Origin of the sequence: Pseudomonas chlororaphis subsp. piscium (assembly GCF_003850345.1) — a bacterium.
GTDB lineage: Bacteria > Pseudomonadota > Gammaproteobacteria > Pseudomonadales > Pseudomonadaceae > Aquipseudomonas > Aquipseudomonas piscium.
In genome coordinates this window covers 3,499,260-3,517,113 of the sequence record NZ_CP027707.1, presented here as the reverse complement: position 1 = coordinate 3,517,113, position 17,854 = coordinate 3,499,260, and the positions used below count along the sequence as shown (strand labels likewise).

The following is a 17,854-nucleotide window of genomic DNA, read 5'->3' as shown; positions in this document are numbered from 1 at the left end:
GAATCAGTCTCATTTGAATAATCCTTCGCGCAGGGCTCTTGACATGATTGAAGCAGCGACGCCACCGGAGCAAAGCCTGGATGCCCTGTACCGCGATCATCGAAGCTGGCTCGAGAGTTGGTTGCGCCAGCGCATGGGCAACGCCTGGGATGCGGCGGACCTGAGCCAGGACACCTTCCTGCGCGTGCTGACCAGCTCCCAGCAACTGGTCGACCTGCGCGAACCGCGGGCCTACCTGGTGACCGTGGGCAAGCGCCTGCTGAGCAACTTCTACACCCGGCGCAAACTCGAACAGGCCTACCTGGACGCGCTGGCCAGCCTGCCCGAAGACAGCGTGCCGTCCCCGGAACAGCGCTGGGTGCTGCTGGAAACCCTGCAAGCCCTCGATGAACTGCTCGACGGCCTTGCGCCCGTGGTGCGCCGGGCGTTTCTCTGGAGCCAGCTGGAAGGGCTGGGCTACCGCGAGATCGCCGAACGCCTCGACGTCTCGGAACGCACCGTCAAGCGCTACATGGCCGAGGCCTACGAACACTGCCTGCTGGTGGAGCTGTGATGCGCTCGGCGCCGTCCAGCGAAACCCGTGAAGTGGCCCGCGCGGCGGCCCAGTGGCTGGCGCTGCTGGAGTCCGGCGCGGCCAACGCCGACGATCACGCCCGCCTGCAGCACTGGCGCAACAGCAACAGCCAGAACGAAAGCGCCTGGCAGAAGGCGCAGCTGCTGCGCCAGCGTTTCTCCGCGCTGCCTTCGGCCCTGGCGCTGGCCACCCTGGATCGTCCCGACCCGTCGCGGCGCGCGGTACTCAAGCGCGCCCTCGGCGTCGCCGCGCTGGTGCCGACCGCCTGGTTGCTGGGGCGCCAGTTGCCGCTGGACGTGTGGCGCGCCGACCTGCAGACCAGCACCGGCGAACACCGCAAATTATCCCTGGCCGATGGCAGTGCCTTGCAGTTGAACACCGCCAGCGCGGTCAACGTCGACTTGGGCGCCCGACAGCTGACCCTGGTGCGCGGTGAGATGGCGCTCAAGGTGGCGGGCAGCGCGCCGCTGACCATCCAGGCGCGTTATGGCCGCATCATCGTCAGCCGCAGCGAAGTCTGCGTGCGCCTCAACGAGCACGATTGCCGGGTGTCGGTGGTCAGCGGCTCGGTGCAGCTGCAACCCTTGTTCGGGCCGCAACTGGTGTTGCGCGAAGGCCAGCGGGTCCGGCTGCGGGCGGAGGGCGCCGGGCAGATCGACGCCTTCGACGCACAGCTGCCGGGCTGGCGCGACGGCGTGCTGATGGCGCAGAACCAGCCCCTGGGGGATTTCCTGCGCGAGCTGAGTCGCTATCGTCCGGGCCTGCTGCGCTGGGAGCCGGAACTGGAAGCCCTGCGCGTCACCGGCAGCTTCCGTCTCGACAACACCGACCGCGTGCTGTCGCTGCTGGCCGCCAGCCTGCCCGTGCAAGTGCATTCGCGCACCCGCTACTGGGTGACGCTGATCCCGCAGAAAAACCAGCCGAAAAACACCCCGCCAAAAAATATTGGCTGAAGCCTGTCCCTTTTTTTCGCCTCGCCGGTCATTCCAGGTAAGTGAACAAAAAACGAGAGCTTCCTCCCATGCCCGCAGTATTGCCTTTCCGTTTGCGCCCGGTTTCGCCGGGCCTGCGTCCGTTGTTGCATTTGGGCCTCATGCTGACCCTGAGTTCCAGTCCGTTGCTTATCCAGGCCAGCTGGGCGGCCGACGCCGCGCGGCGCAGCTACCAGGTGCCGGCCGGCCCGCTGAGCGCCGCGCTGACCCGTTTCGCCGGCCTGGCGGGGGTCAACCTGTCGGTGGACCCGCAATTGGTCAGCGGTCGCAACAGCAGCGGCCTGTCCGGCGAGTATGGGGTGGAAGAGGGCTTTGCCCGCTTGCTGCAGGGTTCCGGCCTGCAACTGCAACCGGTGGGTGAGCAGGCTTACATCCTGACCCCGGCGCCACAAGGCAGCAGCCTGCAACTGGCGCCGACCTCGATTCTCGGCGCCAGCGGCGCGACCGACAGCGACGTCTTCGCCGGCGGCCAGGTGGCGCGCCGTGGCTCCCAAGGCCTGCTGGGCTCGAAGGACTTCATGGAAACGCCGTTCAGCATGACCACCTACACCAGCGAGGCGGTGAAGAACCAGCAGGCGCGGACCCTCGGCGACCTGATCGCCAGCGACCCTTCGGTGCGCGCCACCAACCCGGCGGGCGGCCGCTACGAGCAGTTCACTATCCGCGGCTTCAGCCTGTTCAACAGCGATGTCGCCTACAACGGCCTGTACGGCGTGCTGCCGACCTACACCATCGACATGGAAATGGCCGACCGCGTGGACATCCTCAAGGGCCCGACCCAGCTGATCAACGGCATCTCGCCGCGGGGCAGCGTCGGCGGCGGGATCAACGTGGTGCCCAAGCGCGCCACCGACAAGCCGATCACCGAATTCACCGGCAGCTACGCCTCCGACAGCCAGGTCGGCGGCGCGGTGGACATCGGCCGGCGCTTCGGCGAGGACAACAAATTTGGTGTGCGCCTGAACGCGGTCAAGCAGTCCGGCGACACCAAGTGGGATCACCAGAGCGTCGATCGCGAGATGGCGGTGCTGGGCCTGGACTTCCGCGGCGAGCGCCTGCGCCTGTCGACCGACATCGGCCACACCGAGCGCGATACCGACGCGCCCCAGGAGCGGGTGCAGATCGGCGCCAACGCCAAGGTGCCGGACGCCGACGATGTGCGGCACAACTATGCGCAGTCCTGGAGCAAGGCACGGACCAAGGACACCTTCGGCACGGTGAACGCCGAATACGACGTAAACGACTCGATCATGCTGTACGGCGGCGTCGGCGCGCGCAAAAGCAACCACGACTTCCTGCGCCATGCGGTGTCGATCACCAACGACGCCGGCGACTTCAGCGTCCAGCCCCGCGACTTCACCCGCGACGAAAACGTGCGCACCACCACGGCGGGCGTGCGCAGCTGGTTCCACACCGGCCCGGTGAGCCATGAGGTCAACCTGGCGGCCAGCTACTTCTACATGGATTTCGAAAACGGCGGCGCGCGTTATGCCGCGTCCCCGAGCAACCTCTACAACCCGCGGCCGACGCCGACCCCGTCGCGGCCGACGCGCTTCGACCCCAAGGTCTACACCGAGAACCGCTTCAGCGGCGTGGCGCTATCCGACACCCTGGGCTTCTTCGATGACCGCCTGCTGCTGACCCTCGGCGCGCGCTGGCAGCGGGTCAAGGTCGACGACTGGAGCGACGGCGTCAAAGGCGACACCGCCTACGACGAGGAGAAGGTCTCGCCTTCGGGTGGCCTGCTGTTCAAGGCCACCGATCAGTTGTCGCTGTACGTCAACTACATGGAAGGCCTGAGCCAGGGCAAGATCGCGCCGTCGACCTCGATCAACGAAGACGAAATCTTCCCGCCGTTCATCAGCCGCCAGGTCGAGGCCGGCGCCAAGTACGACGCCGGGGCATTCGCCCTGACCGCCTCGGTGTTCCGCATCAAGCAGCCGGCCTATGAAACCAACGCCACCACCCGGGTCTTCGGCCCGAACGGCAAACGGCAGAACGACGGTGTGGAATTGAGCGTGTTCGGCGAGCCGCTCAAGGGCTTCCGCCTGCTGGGCGGGGTGATGTACATCGACAGCGAACTGAAGGACACCACCAACGGCACCTACGACGGCAACCGCGCGCCGGCCACGCCGAAGTACAACGTCAACCTGGGGGCCGAATGGGATGTGCCGAAGGTCCAGGGCCTGACCCTGACCGCGCGCGGCATCTATTCCAGCTCGCAGTACCTGGACCAGGCCAACAGCAAGGAAATCGACTCCTGGGAACGTTTCGACCTGGGTGCGCGCTACGCATTCAAGCTCGACGACAAGGACATCACCTTGCGGGCCAATGTCGAGAACGTGCTGGACAAGCGTTACTGGAGTTCGGCCGGGGCCTCGGATGACAGCGAGCCGGGGTTGACCCTGGCGACGCCACGGACCCTGTTGCTCTCGGCAACTCTGGGTTTCTGAGAAAACGACGCAGGCAGGCGCCACAGGGAAGGGCGCACCGCTGTGTTGATCGACCATGACCGGCTTCCGGTCGAGGAAGGATGTATGCCCGTTATTACATGATGAACTTGCCCGCCTCTTGAATGAGGTATTGGCCATTTAATGGCAACTAACGAAGTTGTCAGAAAGATGGCAATAACATGGCGAACTCATGGCGTCATTAATGACTTTTTCCAGGTTTATCAACTTGGCTCTTGGTGTGCGCGTAATATTTAACTTATATCCGAAAGCGGTATGTGAATATTCCAAATAAGTTTGAATAAGCAGTTGCGCCTTTTTATTAATGATAATAATTTGCATGTCGAATTTAACGAGGGTGAACAGATGTTGAATGATGGCATATTGCGCACTAGTCCTCTGCAAAAGACCAATGCCGACTATCTGGCCAGACAAGGCAAGTTCGAATCCAATGTGCGCAGTTATCCGCGCAAGTTGCCGCTGGCCATCGCCAAGGCGCATGGGGTCTGGGTCACCGACGTCGAAGGCAAGACCTACCTGGACTGCCTGGCCGGCGCCGGCACCCTGGCCCTGGGGCACAACCACCCGACGATCATGGCCAGCCTCGACAGCTTCCTGGCCTCGGGCATGCCCATGCACACCCTGGACCTGACCACGGTGGTCAAGGACGCTTTCAGCGAAACCCTGCTCAGCCTGTTGCCGGGCCAGGGGCGCGACTACTGCCTGCAATTCTGCGGGCCGTCCGGGGCGGACGCGGTGGAAGCGGCGCTGAAACTGGCCAAGACCCACACCGGGCGGCACAACGTCATCAGCTTCTCCGGGGCCTACCACGGCATGACCCACGGCGCCCTGGCGCTGACCGGCAATACCGCGCCGAAGAACGCCATCGCCGGCCTGATGCCGGGGGTGCAGTTCATGCCGTACCCCCACGAATACCGCTGCCCCCTGGGTATCGGCGGCGAAGCCGGGATCGAGGCGCTGACCCATTACTTCACCCAGTTCATCGAGGACGTGGAAAGCGGCGTGTCCTTGCCGGCGGCGGTGATTCTCGAAGCGGTGCAGGGCGAGGGTGGGGTCAACTGCGCGCCGGCCAGCTGGCTGCAAGCGATCCGCGAAGTGACCCGCAAGCACGGCATCCTGCTGATCCTCGACGAAGTGCAGGCCGGTTTTGCCCGCACCGGCAAGATGTTCGCCTTCGAGCACGCCGGCATCGAGCCGGACATGATCGTCATGTCCAAGGCGGTGGGCGGCGGCCTGCCGATGGCGGTGCTGGGCATCAAGCGCGAGTTCGATGCCTGGGAGCCTGGCAACCACGCCGGCACCTTCCGCGGCAACCAGATGGCCATGGCCGCGGGCCTGGCAACCTTGCAGGTGCTGCGCGAGCAGAACATCGCGGCCCTGGCCGAGCGCCGCGGGCAGTGGCTCAAGGAGCAATTGACGGCCTTGCAGCAGCGCTATCTGGCCTTGGGCCAGGTGCGCGGACGCGGCCTGATGCTGGGCATCGAGATCGTCGACGAGCGTCAGCCGGCCGACCGCCACGGGCATTTCCCGTCGGACCCGAGCCTGGCCGTGGCCATCCAGCAGCACTGCTTCAAACAGGGCCTGCTGCTGGAGCGCGGCGGACGCCGGGGCAACGTGATTCGCCTGTTGCCGCCGCTGGTCATCGACGACGAACAGTGCCAGCAAGTTATCCAGCGGTTTACCCGCGCGGTGGCGGACGCTTTATTGCAGACCCGTTCTTGAAGTGCGATTCCGGGGATTAACCGGATTCGATAAAAGTGTGTCGCTTTTCACACTTTAAGTTCCTGATGGAAGAACTGTCAGATGAAAAGTTTTATTTGAAAGTGCAAGCGGACGATTTCGTCCGACGGGTATCTGTCGGCTTTTCAGTGTGGCCGAAGAGCAACTAACTATTTGCCGCGACATTGCGCAGCCAGTGACCGCACGGGCTACTGTGGAGCACCTATGAATTATTCGGATCGCGATGTTTTATCAAAGCATGTTTTATCGAAGATGGTCAGTGAACTGGCGACCACACGCGCCTTGCTCAATTGCCTGATCAAAGAGTTCGCCTTGCCGGAAAACTGCCTCAGTTACAGCTGGCCGACGCAGATGCAGGGCATTGCGCCCGGCAGTTACCTGGACGGCCTGGAATGGAAGGGCATTCCGCTGACCATCGACCTGCCCAACCGGCAGCAGTTCTTCGTCATGGTCGATCGCCGCGACCACCTGGGCAGCCACCGTTACCTGTCGGACGTGTACGCCCGGCGCGAGGGCGAGACCTGGCGTTGCCTGGCCTTCGCCGAGTTCGTCGAACAATTGCTCGGCGCCTGCGAGCACATGACCCGGGCCAGCAACGACGAGCTGCTGGACCAGGTGCTGCAAAGCCAGTTGCTGACCGCCGCCATCGTCGCCCACAACATGGACGGCCAGGGCCCGGCGCCACTGAGCGGCTACCTGGCCAGCGAGCAGGGCCTGTGGTTCGGCCATCCCAACCACCCGGCGCCCAAGGCGCGGCTGTGGCCGGCGCACCTGGCCCAGGAAACCTACGCCCCGGAATTCCAGGCCGAGACCGCGCTGCACCTGTTCGAAGTGCCGCGCCAGGGCCTGCGGGTGACCGCCAGTGGCCTCAGCGAGGCGCAGGTCATGGCCGGTTTCGCCGACCAGGGTCGGGCGCGCCCGGGGCACGCGATGATCTGCATGCACCCGGTGCAGGCCGAGCTGTTCATGCAGGACCGCCGGGTGCAGCGCCTGCTGGAACTGGGCGAGGTGGTCGACCACGGGCCGACTGGGCCGCTCGCCAGCCCGACGGCGTCGATGCGCACCTGGTACATCGAGGACCATGACTTCTTCATCAAGGGCTCGCTGAACGTGCGCATCACCAATTGCGTGCGCAAGAACGCCTGGTACGAGCTGGAAAGCACGCTGATTATCGACCAGCTGTTCCAGCGCCTGCAGCGGACCCAGGCCGACACCCTTGGCGGGCTGTCGGCGGTGGCCGAGCCGGGCTCCATGAGCTGGGCTCCGTTGCAGGCCAGCGAGGCCGATGCCCATTGGTTCCGCGAACAGACTGGGGCAATCCTGCGGGAGAACTTCTGCCGCAGCGCCGGCGCCGAGCGCAGCGTGATGGCCGGCACCCTGTTTGCCCGCGACATCCATTCGCGGCCGCTGGTGCATGACTTCCTGCAAGGCTTCAACGCCAGCGAACTGGCGGACGAACAACTGGTGGATTGGTTCGACCAGTACCAGGCGCTGCTGCTGCGGCCGGTGCTGGCGCTGTTCTTCAACCACGGCGTGGTGATGGAGCCGCACCTGCAGAACAGCGTGCTGATCCACGACCAGGGCCAGCCGCAACAGTTGCTGCTACGGGACTTCGAGGGGGTCAAGCTCACCGACGAACTGGGCATGGCGCAGATCGAGGTCGGCCTGCACCCGCGGGTGCGCCAGTCGCTGCTGTATTCCCGCGAGCAGGGCTGGAGCCGCATTACTTACTGCCTGCTGATCAACAACCTGTCGGAAGCGGTGCTGGCCCTGAGCTGGGAACGCCCGCACCTGGCGCCGCTGATGTGGCAACGGGTCGAGCAGCAGCTGCGGCGCATCCGCGACGAGCTGGTGCGCCCGGCGCCGGAGCTGGACGCGCTGATCGCCGGCCAGCCGATTGCCTGCAAGACCAACCTCAAGGTGCGCCTGGCCGCCAAGGCCGATCGCCAGGCCGGCTACGTCAACCTGAGTTCGCCGTGGAGCGAGGAGGCCCGTTATGGCTGAGTTGTCCCAGGCGGTCCTGAGCGCCATCGACCAGGCCCGGGCCGGCAGTGCCGACCCGCTGGCGGCCTTTATCTACGATCTGGATGCCTTACAGGCTCATGTGCGCCAGGTGATGGCGGTGTTACCGGCCGGGGTCGAGCTGTATTACGCGATCAAGGCCAACAGCGAAGCGCCGGTGCTGGCGGCGCTGGCTCCGCTGGTCACTGGTTTCGAGATTTCCTCGGGCGGCGAGATCGAGCGGGTGGTGGCCTGTCCGACCCGCAAGCCCTATGTGTTTTCCGGCCCCGGCAAGCTCGATTCCGACCTGCGCGCGGCCCTGGCCCATCAGGTGGAAGCCGTGCACCTGGAAAGCCTCAACGAGATCGAGCGCCTGCAACGCCTGGCCGAAGAGGCCGGGCGGGTGCAGCCGGTATTCATCCGCATCAACCCGCAGTTACCGCAGAACCAGTCGAGCCGGCTGGCCATGGCCGGCACCGCCACGCCGTTCGGCATCGACGAGGCGGAACTGGCCGAGGCCGTGCAAAGAGTCGAGCGGGCCAGCCATCTGCGCCTCAAGGGCTTCCATGTGCACGCCATGTCCCACCAGCAGTCGGTGGAGCGCCATGAGCAGTTGCTGGATTTCTATCTGCAACGCTGGCCGCTGTGGAAGGCCCTGGCGGCGCACCCCGAGCAACTGACCCACCTGAATGTCGGCGGCGGCATTGGCGTCGATTACCTCAGCGGCCAGCAGTTCGACTGGCGGCGTCTGTGCCGCTACCTGGAACGCCGGCTGGCGGAGCAGGGCAGCGAGGCGCCGATTCTGCGCTTCGAGCCCGGGCGCTTTATCAGCGCCTTCTGCGGTTACTACGTGATCGAGGTGCTGGACACCAAGACCAGCCATGGCGAGCATTTCCTGGTGTGCCGCGGCGGCACCCACCAGTTCCGCCTGCCCGCGGCGCAGAGCCACAACCACCCGCTGATTCACCTGCCGCGCACCCCGCAGCCGGCGCACACGGCGGAGCAGGCCTGGACCGTGGTCGGCCAGCTGTGCACGCCCAAGGATGTGCTGAGCCGGGCCCAACCGCTCAAGGGTGTCAGCGTCGGCGACCTGCTGGTGCTGCCCATGGCCGGGGCCTATGGCTACAACATTTCCCACGCCGACTTTCTCTGTCATCCACGGCCGGCGCAGCACTTCCTGCGTCAGGGCGAGCTGCTCGAAGGAGCTGCGCTGTGAGTTTCAAGGCACCGCGCGCTTGGGTGGTGGTCAACGTGCTGCTTGGCACCATGACCGTCAGCCTCAACAACAGCTCGCTGAACCCGGCGCTGCCGGCGTTCATGGAAGCCTTCGCCATCGGCCCGCTGATGGCCACCTGGATAGTCGCGGCCTTCATGACCAGCATGGGCATGACCATGCCGCTCACCAGTTTCCTCAGCCAGCGCCTGGGCCGCCGGCGCCTGTACCTGTGGGGCGTGGCGCTGTTCATCGGCGGTTCGCTGCTCGGTGCATTGGCGGATTCGATTGCCCTGGTGATCACTGCGCGGGTGGTGCAGGGCATCGCCAGCGGGCTGATGATTCCGCTGTCCCTGGCGATCATCTTCTCGGTGTACGCCAAGGACGAGCGCGGCCGGGTCACCGGCCTGTGGGGCGCGGCGGTGATGCTCGCGCCGGCGGTGGGCCCGCTGTGCGGCAGCCTGCTGCTGGAGTGGTTCAGCTGGCGTTCGCTGTTTTTGATGAACGTGCCGATCGGCGTTGTCGCGCTGCTGATGGGCCTCGCGGTACTGCCGGCTGCCGAGCCGGCCGAACGCAAGCCGTTCGACCTGACCGGCTACCTGCTGATCGCCTCGGGCATCGGCCTGCTGATGATCGCCATCAGCCGCCTGCACCACGCCGCCGGGCTGGTGGACCCGTTAAACCTGGGCATGCTGCTGGTGGCGCTGCTGTGTCTGGTGGCCTTTGTCCGCCTGGAGCTGCGCCGCGAGGCGCCGCTGCTCAACCTGCGGATCTTCGCCCTGCGCGGTTATCGCCTGAGCGTGATCATCGCCGTGGTGCAGTCGGTGGGCATGTTTGAGTGCCTGGTGCTGCTGCCGTTGCTGGTGCAGACGGTGCTCGGCTACAGCGCCATCTGGACCGGCCTGGCGCTGCTGTGCACCGCGGTATTCGCCAGCCTGTTCGGGCGCATGGGCGGCAGCGCCCTGGATCGCCACGGGCCGCGGCTGGTGGTGTCCGTTGGCTTGCTGCTGACCGGCCTGTCGACCCTGGCCCTGGGCCTGCTCCGGGCCGATGCGGCGATCGGCCTGGTGTTCGTGTTGATGATGCTGCGCGGCGCCGGCCTGGGCCTGTCCTACATGCCGGTGACCACCGCCGGGCTGAATGCCTTGCCCGAGCCGATGGTCACCCAGGGCGCGGCGATGAACAACATCTCGCGGCGCCTGGTGTCGTCCCTGGCCATCGTCATCGCCTCGCTGTGGCTGGAGTTCCGCCTTGTCGACGGCGGCGTGCAGGCCCAGGCGAACATGTCCGGAGCCATCAGCGAAGTGTTCGTGGTCACCGGCCTGCTGATCCTGCTGGCACTGCCCTGTGCCTGGCGTTTCCCCCTTTCCGACGAGACCGCCGAGGCAGTGCCCGGCGCCCTCGAACACCGTTAACCCTTCTTTGCACAAGGTATGAACATGGCGACTGCAATCTCGACAACCTCAAGCCCGCACTCCGGCCCCGGCGCCTGGCTGGCCAGGGTGGATGGGCGTATCGACGAAAAAGTGCAGCAGCGGGTGGTCGGCCAGCTGTTGCAGGCCCTGTTGTACGAAGGCGTGCTGCCGTTCGACAGCCAGCCGCTGGAAGACGGCCAGCGGCGTTTTGTGGTGCTCGGCGTCGATGGCCGGCAGGAGCGGGTGGAATACCACTGCAACGGCCTGCTCAGCGCCAGCTTCGAGCTGATCCGCCTCGATTCCGCCAGCCTGGAGCGCCTCGACAGCCGCGGCCAGCGCAGCGTACCGGACCTGCACCAGGCCCTGGCCGAACTGCTCGGCGACTACCAGGACAGCCCGCACCTGGGGCGCTTCATCCAGGAACTGGAGCAGACCCAGCTCAAGGACCTGCAAGCCCGCAGCCAGGGTTACCAGGCCGAAAAGCCGGCCCACCAGCTGGACGTGGACGCCCTGGAGCAGCACTTCATGGACGCCCACAGCTATCACCCGTGCTACAAGTCGCGCATCGGTTTTTCCCTGGCCGACAACCAGGCCTACGGCCCAGAGTTCGCCACGCCAATCGCCGTGGTGTGGCTGGCGGTGGCGCGTAACCGCGCCTCGTTCAACCATTCGCAAAAACTCGATTTCCCAGCCTTTATCCGCCAGGAGCTGGGCGCCGATCGCTGGCAGCAGGTCGAGCAGCAACTGGCCAGCCAGGGCAGGGCGCTGGACGACTACCAGCTGCTGCCGGTCCACCCGTGGCAGTGGGAAAACCTGATTGTCTCGACCTTCTACCCGGAGTTGCTCAGCGGCGAGCTGATCTACCTCGGCACCTCGGACGACCAGTACAAGGCCCAGCAGTCGATCCGCACCCTGGCCAACGCCACGGCCAAGGAGCGGCCCTACGTCAAGCTGGCCATGAGCATGACCAACACTTCCAGCACGCGCATCCTGGCTCGGCACACGGTGATGAACGGGCCGATCATCACCGACTGGCTGCAACAGCTGATCACCAGCGACAGCACCGCGCGCCAGCTGGATTTCGTGATCCTCGGCGAAGTGGCCGGGGTCAGCTTCGACTACCAGCACCTTCCACAATCCCGTGGGCCCCAGGCCTACGGCACCCTGGGGGCGATCTGGCGCGAAAGCATCCACCACTACCTGAAGGCGGACGAACAGGCGGTGCCGTTCAACGGCCTGAGCCATGTGGAGAACCGCTACGCCAGCGGGCTGCAGCTGCCCTTCATCGACGCCTGGATCAAGCAGTACGGGCTGCAGGCCTGGACCCGCCAGCTGTTGCAGGTGACGGTGCCGCCGATCATCCACATGCTCTACGCCGAAGGCATCGGCATGGAATCCCACGGCCAGAACATCGTGCTGATCGTCAAGCAGGGCTGGCCGCAGCGCATCGCCCTCAAGGACTTCCACGACGGCGTGCGCTACTCGCCGGCGCACCTGGCGCGCCCCGAGCTGTGCCCGGAGCTGGTGCCGCTGCCGGCCAGCCACGCCAAGCTCAACCGCAATTCCTTCATCCTCACCGATGACGTCAACGCGGTGCGGGATTTCTCCTGCGACTGTTTCTTCTTCATCTGCCTGGCGGAGATGGCGATCTTCCTGCGCCAGCACTACCAGCTCGACGAAGGCCAGTTCTGGCAGATGACCGCTGAGGTGATCCTCGACTACCAGAACGCCCATCCCCAGCACCGCGACCGTTTCGGCCTGTTCGACGTGTTCGCGCCGAGCTACGAGGTGGAAGAGCTGACCAAGCGCCGCCTGCTGGGCGACGGTGAACGGCGCTTCAAGTCGGTGCCCAATCCACTCCATGCCTACAGGCCGCAAGCATGCTGAGAAGCAACCAGCTGAAACGCAAACTGGCGGCCGGGCAGGCGGTGTACGGGCTGATCAGCTCGATCCCGGCGCCGGCGGCCATCGAGCTGATCGCCGAGGCCGGGTTCGACTTCGTGATCATCGACATGGAGCACGTGCTGATCAATCCGGAAACCGTCGAGCACATGATCCGCACGGCAGAGGCCTACGAGCTGACGCCGCTGGTGCGGGTCGCCGACCTCAATCCCAAGACCCTGCTGCGCCTGCTCGACGGCGGCGCCCAGGGCATCGTGCTGCCGATGATCGAATCCGCCGAACAGTTGCAGGCGGCGATTGCCGCCTGCAAATACCACCCGCTGGGCCAGCGCAGCCTCAACGCCGGGCGCCCCGGCAGTTTCGGCAAGCACAGCCTGGCGCAGTACGTGGCCGAGGCTAACGAACAGATCATGCTGGTGGCGATGATCGAAAGCGCCGCCGGCGTGCGCAACGCCGCGCAGATCGCCGCGGTGCCGGGCCTGGACATGATCCTCGAAGGCGCGGCCGACCTCTCGCAATCCCTGGGCATGCCCTGGCAGATCGACCAGCCGCAGGTCCAGCAGGCCCTGCTCGATGCCTGGCAGGCGGCGGACCATGCCGGCGTGCCGTACTGCGCCATTCCCCGACAGCAGGGCGACCTGGGCCGCTGGCGCGAGCGCGGGGTCCGGGCCTTTGTCCTCGGCGACGAACGCGGCATTGCCTTTCGTGCTCTCCAGGCCAGGTTGGCCACCCTTTCTCTAGAAGGAAACTGATCCGATGAACTTCACAACCATGGCCGCCGAACTGGTGATGCAGGACCTGATCGATTGCCTGCTGGCCGAAGATTTCTTTGGCCGCGAACCCTTGCCGCTGCTGACGGCCAGCCAATGGTGCCAGGCCCATCCTGAAGCCCCGGCCCTCGAAGCCCCAACCCTTGAAGGCATGGATGCCCGGCAGCGAATCTGGGAATGGTGCTGCGATGCCCAGGAACAGCGCTTCATCAGCATCGCCCTGCGCCCGGGCATTACCCAGCAGTGGGAAAAGGTCCCGGGCACGCAGGTTCTGGCCCGCCAGGAGCAGCGTTGGACCGCGCTGACTCCGGTGGACTTCATGCGCCGGGTGTTCACCGGCATGGGCCCGCGTTTCCAGGACAACGAAAAGGGCCTGACGCTGTTCCTCGAAGTGCTGCATATCAGCGTCTGGCAGACCGCCCTGTCCCTGGAGCATCGGGTCGACCACCAGGGCCTGATGGCCCAGGACGGCGCCACCTTCTTGCGCACCATGGAGCAGTGGGCTTCGCTGCGCGATCGCCCGTACCACCCGCTGGCCAAGGCCAAGCAGGGCTTGCTGCAGGCCGAATACCAGCAGTACCAGGCCGAGTTCGCCCAGCCGGTGGCGCTGAACTGGGTGGCGGTGCACAAGAGCCTCTTGCAATGCGGCGAGGGCGTGGCGGACCTGGAGCAGGTCTACCCGGCGCGCTACCTGTTGCCCGAAGCCTTGCAGGCACGCCTGGCCGGGGAGCTGCGCGAGCGCGGTATCGGTGACAGCCACGTAGCCTTGCCGGTACACCCGTGGCAGTTCGAGCATGTGTTGCAGGCGCAGCTGGGCGATGCCTTTGCCCGTGGCGACTGCCAGCGCCTGGACTTCAGCGAAGCCACGGTGTTCGCCACCTCGTCGCTGCGTTCGATGACGCCGTGCTTCCCCAGCGCCGACTACCTGAAGCTGCCCATGGCTATCTATTCCCTGGGCGCCTCGCGTTACCTGCCGGCGGTGAAGATGATCAACGGCGGCCTCAGCGAGGCGTTGCTGCATCAGGTGCGGCGCCTCGACCCGGTGCTGGAACAGAGCCTGCACCTGTGCGACGAGAGCAAGTGGTGGGCCTTCATGCCGCCCCAGGCGACCCTGTTCGACGAGGCGCCGCGGCACCTGTCGGCGATGGTCCGCGGTTACCCGCAAGCCTTGCTCGACGACCCGGACTGCCGCCTGCTGCCGATGGCCGCCCTGGGCACGCCATTGCCCGGCAGCAACCGGCACTTCTTCGATGAGTGGATGCAGTACCGCCAACTGCCAGTGACTCAGGCTTCGGTGCTGACCCTGTTCAGCGAACTGTGCCAGCGCTTCTTCGACGTCAACCTGCGCATGTTCCGCCTCGGCATGCTCGGCGAGGTGCACGGGCAGAATGCGGTGCTGGTGTGGAAGGCCGGCCAGGCCCAGGGCCTGCTGCTGCGCGACCACGATTCGCTGCGGATCTTCGTGCCATGGCTGGAGCGCAATGGCATGGCCGACCCGCAATACCGGATCAAGAAAGGCCACGCCAACACCCTCTACCACCAGCGTCCCGAGGACCTGCTGTTCTGGCTGCAAACCCTGGCGATCCAGGTCAACGTGCGGGCGATCATCGACACCCTGGCCCAGGTCTACGCAGTGCCGGCGACCGAGTTGTGGAGCGCCTTGCGCCAGGTATTGGACGGGCTGCTGCAGAGCATCGACTTCGACGACGAGGCGCGGGCGATGATCAGGCACCAGCTGTTCGAAGCGCCGCGTTGGCCGCAGAAGCTGCTGCTGACGCCGATGATCGAACGCGCCGGCGGCCCGGGCAGCATGCCGTTCGGCAAGGGCGAAGTGGTCAACCCGTTCCAGCGGCTGGCCGCCGATGCCTGATCCGCTGCTCCATCCTTGCAGGCGCACGCTGTTGCGCCTGTCCCTGGGGCTGCTGGCATTGCCGCAGATCGCCCGCGCCGAACCGCTGCGCCTGGTCACCCTGTTCCAGGGCGCCACCGACAGTGCCGTGGCGCTGGGCGTGACGCCCTGCGGCGTGGTGGAGTCGTCGAGCGAGAAACCGACCTTCCGCTACCTGCGCCCGGCGCTGGCGAATGTCCCCCAGGTTGGCCTGGAAACCCAGCCCAGCCTGGAGGACATCGTGCTGCTGGAGCCGGACGTGATAGTCGCCTCACGCTTTCGCCACCAGCGCATCGCGCCGCTGCTCGAACGCATGGGCACAGTGCTGATGCTCGAGGAAGTCTTCGAGTTCAAGCGCACCCTGGCGCTGATGGGCGCGGCCCTGAACCGGCAACAGCAGGCCAGCAGCCTGCTGGGGCAATGGCAGCAGCGGGTGGCGAAACTGCGCGAGCAGTTACAGGCGCAGATGGGCGGGCGCTGGCCGCTGACGGTGTCGGTGCTGGACGTGCGCGAGGACCATATCCGCAGTTTCCTGCCGGGCAGCTTCGCCGGCTCGGTGCTCAGCGAACTGGGCTTCGCCTGGAGCCCGATCGCCCGTGAAGCCCGGGGCACCTATTTGAAACTCACCAGCAAGGAGAACTTGCCCGTGGTCGATGCCGACCTGTTTTTCGTTTTCCAGCGCGCGGACAGTCCGGCGGTACAGCGCAACTATGAGCAACTGGTGCATTACCCCTTCTGGCAACAGTTGCACGCCGTACAACAGGGCCAGGTGTGGCGGGTCGATGGCATCGCCTGGAGTTTCTCCGGCGGGATCCTCGGGGCCAACCTGATGCTCGATGACATTGCCCGCCTGGTGGCGCCTTCATGAGTCGTGGCCTGAAACTCGGCTTGGCGTTTGTCGTCCTGCTGCTGTGCGTTGGCCTGAGCCTGGCGGCCGGGGCGACCTGGATCGAACCCTCGCAACTGCTCCAGGGCCTGTTACAGCCGGACAGCCTGAGCGCCGGCCAGCAGTTGATCTTCAACAGTCGCTTGGCGCGCACCCTGATGGCCGTCGCCGTCGCCGTGGGCGCGAGCCTGGCGGTGGCGGGGGCGCTGATGCAGGCGCTGACCCGCAATCCGCTGGCGTCGCCGGGGCTGTTCGGGGTGAACGCCGGGGCGACCTTCGCGATCATCCTCTGCTCGTCGCTGTTTGCCCTGTCGTCCATGAACCAGTGGTTGTGGTGCGCCTTTATTGGTGCCGCGCTGGCCGGCAGCCTGGTGTGGCTGATCGGCAATCGCGGGCAGGGCAGCCTCAACCCGCTGCGCATCGTCCTGGCCGGGGCGGCGATCACCGCGTTGTTTTCCGCCTTCAGCCAGGCGTTGCTGGTGGTCAACGAGGAGGGGCTGGACACCGTGCTGTTCTGGCTCGCCGGGTCGCTGTCCGAGCGTGACCTGGCACCTGCCGCGCCGCTGCTGGTGGGCGTCTCGCTGACCTTGCTGGGGTCGTTGCTGCTGGCCGGGCAGGTCAATGTGCTCAACGCCGGCGAAGCCATCGCCATTGGCCTCGGGCAGCGCACCGGCTTGATCCGCTGGCTGATGAGCGTGCTGATCATCTGCCTGGCCGGCAGTGCGGTGGCGCTGGCGGGCAGCATAGGTTTCATTGGCCTGCTGGTGCCGCACATGGTGCGCAAGAGCCTGTCCATCGACCATCGCTGGTTGCTGCCGGGCTGCGCGGTGCTGGGGGCGATCCTCCTGCTGCTGGCCGACACCCTGGGGCGCCTGGTGATCCTGCCGCAGGAGGTGCCGGTGGGGGTGATGACCGCTTTGTTCGGCGCGCCGTTCTTTATTTTCCTGGCGCGCCGTGGAGGTCGTTATGAGTAATACCCTGACCCTGCGCAGCGCCGGTTTCTCGCGGCGTATCGACCTGGCGACCCTGGGGCGGCTGTTGCTGGCCGTGCTGGTGACGGCGCTGGTGATGCTCGGCGCCTTGTCCCTGGGCAAGCTCAAGCTGTCGCCGGTGGCCGTGCTGGAGCTGCTGTGGCACGGCGGCGACGAGCGCCTGCTGTTTATCGTCGAGCAACTGCGCCTGCCGCGCCTGCTGCTGGCGGCCCTGGTGGGCGCGGCGCTGGCGGTGTCCGGCTTGATTTTGCAGAGCATCATCCGCAACCCGCTGGCGTCCCCCGATCTGCTGGGTATCACCAGCGGCGCCAGTGCCGCGGCGGTGCTGTACCTGTCGTTCTTTTCCCTGCTGCTGGGCCCGCAGTTCTTGCCACTGGCGGCGATGCTCGGCGCTGGATTGGCGGCCCTGGCCATTTATCTGCTGGCCTGGAAGCAGGGCACGTCGCCGCTGCGCCTGGTGCTGATCGGCGTCGGCGTATCGGCGCTGCTGGCGGCGGTGACCACCTTTGTCCTGGTGTTCAGCCCGCTGACCACCACCTTGTCGGCCTATGTCTGGCTCACCGGCAGCGTCTACGGCGCCAGCTGGCCGGAGTCGCGGGCCCTGGGCGGCTGGCTGCTGGCGATCCTGCCGTTGCTGGTGTGGCTGGCGCGCCAGGTGCGGGTGCAACAACTGGACGATGCCTTGGCCCAGGGCATCGGTGTGCGGGTACAGTGGCTGCGCGCCGGCCTGCTGCTGGTGAGCGTGGCCCTGGCCGGGGCGGCGGTGGCCTGGGGCGGGGCGATTGCCTTTGTCGGGCTGATCGCGCCGCATATCGCCAAGCGCCTGGTGGCCCCGGGGTTTGCCGGGCAGGCGGTGATGGCGGCGCTGGTCGGCGCCAACCTGGTGATGCTGGCCGACCTGATCGGGCGCACCCTGTTCCTGCCCCTGGATCTGCCGGCGGGGATCTTTGTCGCGGTGCTGGGCACGCCGTTCTTTCTTTATCTTTTGATCAACCAGCGGCACTAAGGAA

At 66.0% G+C, this 17,854-nt stretch carries 13 protein-coding genes; all 13 read left to right on the top strand.

Annotation, left to right across the window (positions count from 1 at the left end; genetic code table 11):
* Positions 1-43: 43 nt before the first annotated feature.
* The 13 genes from C4K38_RS16210 to C4K38_RS16150 all read left to right on the top strand — a co-directional run bounded on the left by C4K38_RS16210 (position 44) and on the right by C4K38_RS16150 (position 17,850).
* Entirely contained in the window at positions 44-553 is a 510-nt protein-coding gene (locus C4K38_RS16210) for a sigma-70 family RNA polymerase sigma factor (RefSeq protein ID WP_053279268.1), read from the top strand.
* Positions 553-1,527: a FecR domain-containing protein gene (locus C4K38_RS16205; RefSeq protein ID WP_053279267.1), complete on the top strand. Its 975-nt coding sequence runs from the start codon at positions 553-555 to the stop codon at positions 1,525-1,527. Before C4K38_RS16210 ends, C4K38_RS16205 begins: the two co-directional genes overlap by 1 nt.
* 68 nt (positions 1,528-1,595) lie before the next feature.
* Positions 1,596-4,019 carry a TonB-dependent receptor gene (locus C4K38_RS16200; protein ID WP_053279266.1) on the top strand — a complete coding sequence of 808 codons (2,424 nt, stop codon included), beginning with the start codon at positions 1,596-1,598 and terminating at the stop codon, positions 4,017-4,019.
* Between the two features lie 363 nt (positions 4,020-4,382).
* Complete coding sequence (locus tag C4K38_RS16195) at positions 4,383-5,759, top strand: diaminobutyrate--2-oxoglutarate transaminase (RefSeq protein WP_053279612.1); 1,377 nt, start codon at positions 4,383-4,385, stop codon at positions 5,757-5,759.
* 222 nt (positions 5,760-5,981) lie between these two features.
* Positions 5,982-7,781: an IucA/IucC family protein gene (locus C4K38_RS16190; protein ID WP_053279265.1), complete on the top strand. Its 1,800-nt coding sequence runs from the start codon at positions 5,982-5,984 to the stop codon at positions 7,779-7,781.
* Positions 7,774-8,994: a type III PLP-dependent enzyme gene (locus tag C4K38_RS16185; protein ID WP_053279264.1), complete on the top strand. Its 1,221-nt coding sequence runs from the start codon at positions 7,774-7,776 to the stop codon at positions 8,992-8,994. Before C4K38_RS16190 ends, C4K38_RS16185 begins: the two co-directional genes overlap by 8 nt.
* Positions 8,991-10,406, top strand: a complete 1,416-nt coding sequence (locus tag C4K38_RS16180; RefSeq protein ID WP_053279263.1) for a DHA2 family efflux MFS transporter permease subunit — start codon at positions 8,991-8,993, stop codon at positions 10,404-10,406. The genes C4K38_RS16185 and C4K38_RS16180 overlap by 4 nt, the downstream gene beginning before the upstream one ends.
* A gap of 18 nt (positions 10,407-10,424) precedes the next feature.
* Positions 10,425-12,293, top strand: coding sequence for an IucA/IucC family protein (locus tag C4K38_RS16175; protein WP_172833176.1), 1,869 nt, complete (start codon positions 10,425-10,427; stop codon positions 12,291-12,293).
* Positions 12,287-13,060, top strand: a complete 774-nt coding sequence (locus C4K38_RS16170; protein ID WP_053279261.1) for an HpcH/HpaI aldolase family protein — start codon at positions 12,287-12,289, stop codon at positions 13,058-13,060. Before C4K38_RS16175 ends, C4K38_RS16170 begins: the two co-directional genes overlap by 7 nt.
* Before the next feature lie 4 nt (positions 13,061-13,064).
* Positions 13,065-14,948 (top strand): IucA/IucC family protein, encoded by a 1,884-nt coding sequence (locus C4K38_RS16165; protein WP_053279260.1) that lies wholly within the window; start codon positions 13,065-13,067, stop codon positions 14,946-14,948.
* A complete protein-coding gene (locus tag C4K38_RS16160; protein ID WP_053279259.1) occupies positions 14,941-15,834 on the top strand; it encodes an ABC transporter substrate-binding protein in 894 nt (297 codons plus the stop codon). The genes C4K38_RS16165 and C4K38_RS16160 overlap by 8 nt, the downstream gene beginning before the upstream one ends.
* Positions 15,831-16,826 carry a FecCD family ABC transporter permease gene (locus C4K38_RS16155; RefSeq protein WP_053279258.1) on the top strand — a complete coding sequence of 332 codons (996 nt, stop codon included), beginning with the start codon at positions 15,831-15,833 and terminating at the stop codon, positions 16,824-16,826. The genes C4K38_RS16160 and C4K38_RS16155 overlap by 4 nt, the downstream gene beginning before the upstream one ends.
* Positions 16,819-17,850: a FecCD family ABC transporter permease gene (locus tag C4K38_RS16150; RefSeq protein WP_053279257.1), complete on the top strand. Its 1,032-nt coding sequence runs from the start codon at positions 16,819-16,821 to the stop codon at positions 17,848-17,850. Before C4K38_RS16155 ends, C4K38_RS16150 begins: the two co-directional genes overlap by 8 nt.
* The last annotated feature ends 4 nt before the right edge of the window (positions 17,851-17,854 follow it).

What these genes read in the sequence shown, in the direction of transcription:
- C4K38_RS16150 (WP_053279257.1), top strand. Translation starts at nt 16,819, where the DNA reads ATGAGTAATACCCTGACCCTGCGCAGCGCCGGTTTCTCGCGGCGTATC.
- C4K38_RS16170 (WP_053279261.1), top strand. Translation starts at nt 12,287, where the DNA reads ATGCTGAGAAGCAACCAGCTGAAACGCAAACTGGCGGCCGGGCAGGCG.
- C4K38_RS16210 (WP_053279268.1), top strand. Translation starts at nt 44, where the DNA reads ATGATTGAAGCAGCGACGCCACCGGAGCAAAGCCTGGATGCCCTGTAC.
- C4K38_RS16200 (WP_053279266.1), top strand. Translation starts at nt 1,596, where the DNA reads ATGCCCGCAGTATTGCCTTTCCGTTTGCGCCCGGTTTCGCCGGGCCTG.
- C4K38_RS16155 (WP_053279258.1), top strand. Translation starts at nt 15,831, where the DNA reads ATGAGTCGTGGCCTGAAACTCGGCTTGGCGTTTGTCGTCCTGCTGCTG.
- C4K38_RS16160 (WP_053279259.1), top strand. Translation starts at nt 14,941, where the DNA reads ATGCCTGATCCGCTGCTCCATCCTTGCAGGCGCACGCTGTTGCGCCTG.
- C4K38_RS16165 (WP_053279260.1), top strand. Translation starts at nt 13,065, where the DNA reads ATGAACTTCACAACCATGGCCGCCGAACTGGTGATGCAGGACCTGATC.
- C4K38_RS16175 (WP_172833176.1), top strand. Translation starts at nt 10,425, where the DNA reads ATGAACATGGCGACTGCAATCTCGACAACCTCAAGCCCGCACTCCGGC.
- C4K38_RS16190 (WP_053279265.1), top strand. Translation starts at nt 5,982, where the DNA reads ATGAATTATTCGGATCGCGATGTTTTATCAAAGCATGTTTTATCGAAG.
- C4K38_RS16185 (WP_053279264.1), top strand. Translation starts at nt 7,774, where the DNA reads ATGGCTGAGTTGTCCCAGGCGGTCCTGAGCGCCATCGACCAGGCCCGG.
- C4K38_RS16205 (WP_053279267.1), top strand. Translation starts at nt 553, where the DNA reads ATGCGCTCGGCGCCGTCCAGCGAAACCCGTGAAGTGGCCCGCGCGGCG.
- C4K38_RS16195 (WP_053279612.1), top strand. Translation starts at nt 4,383, where the DNA reads ATGTTGAATGATGGCATATTGCGCACTAGTCCTCTGCAAAAGACCAAT.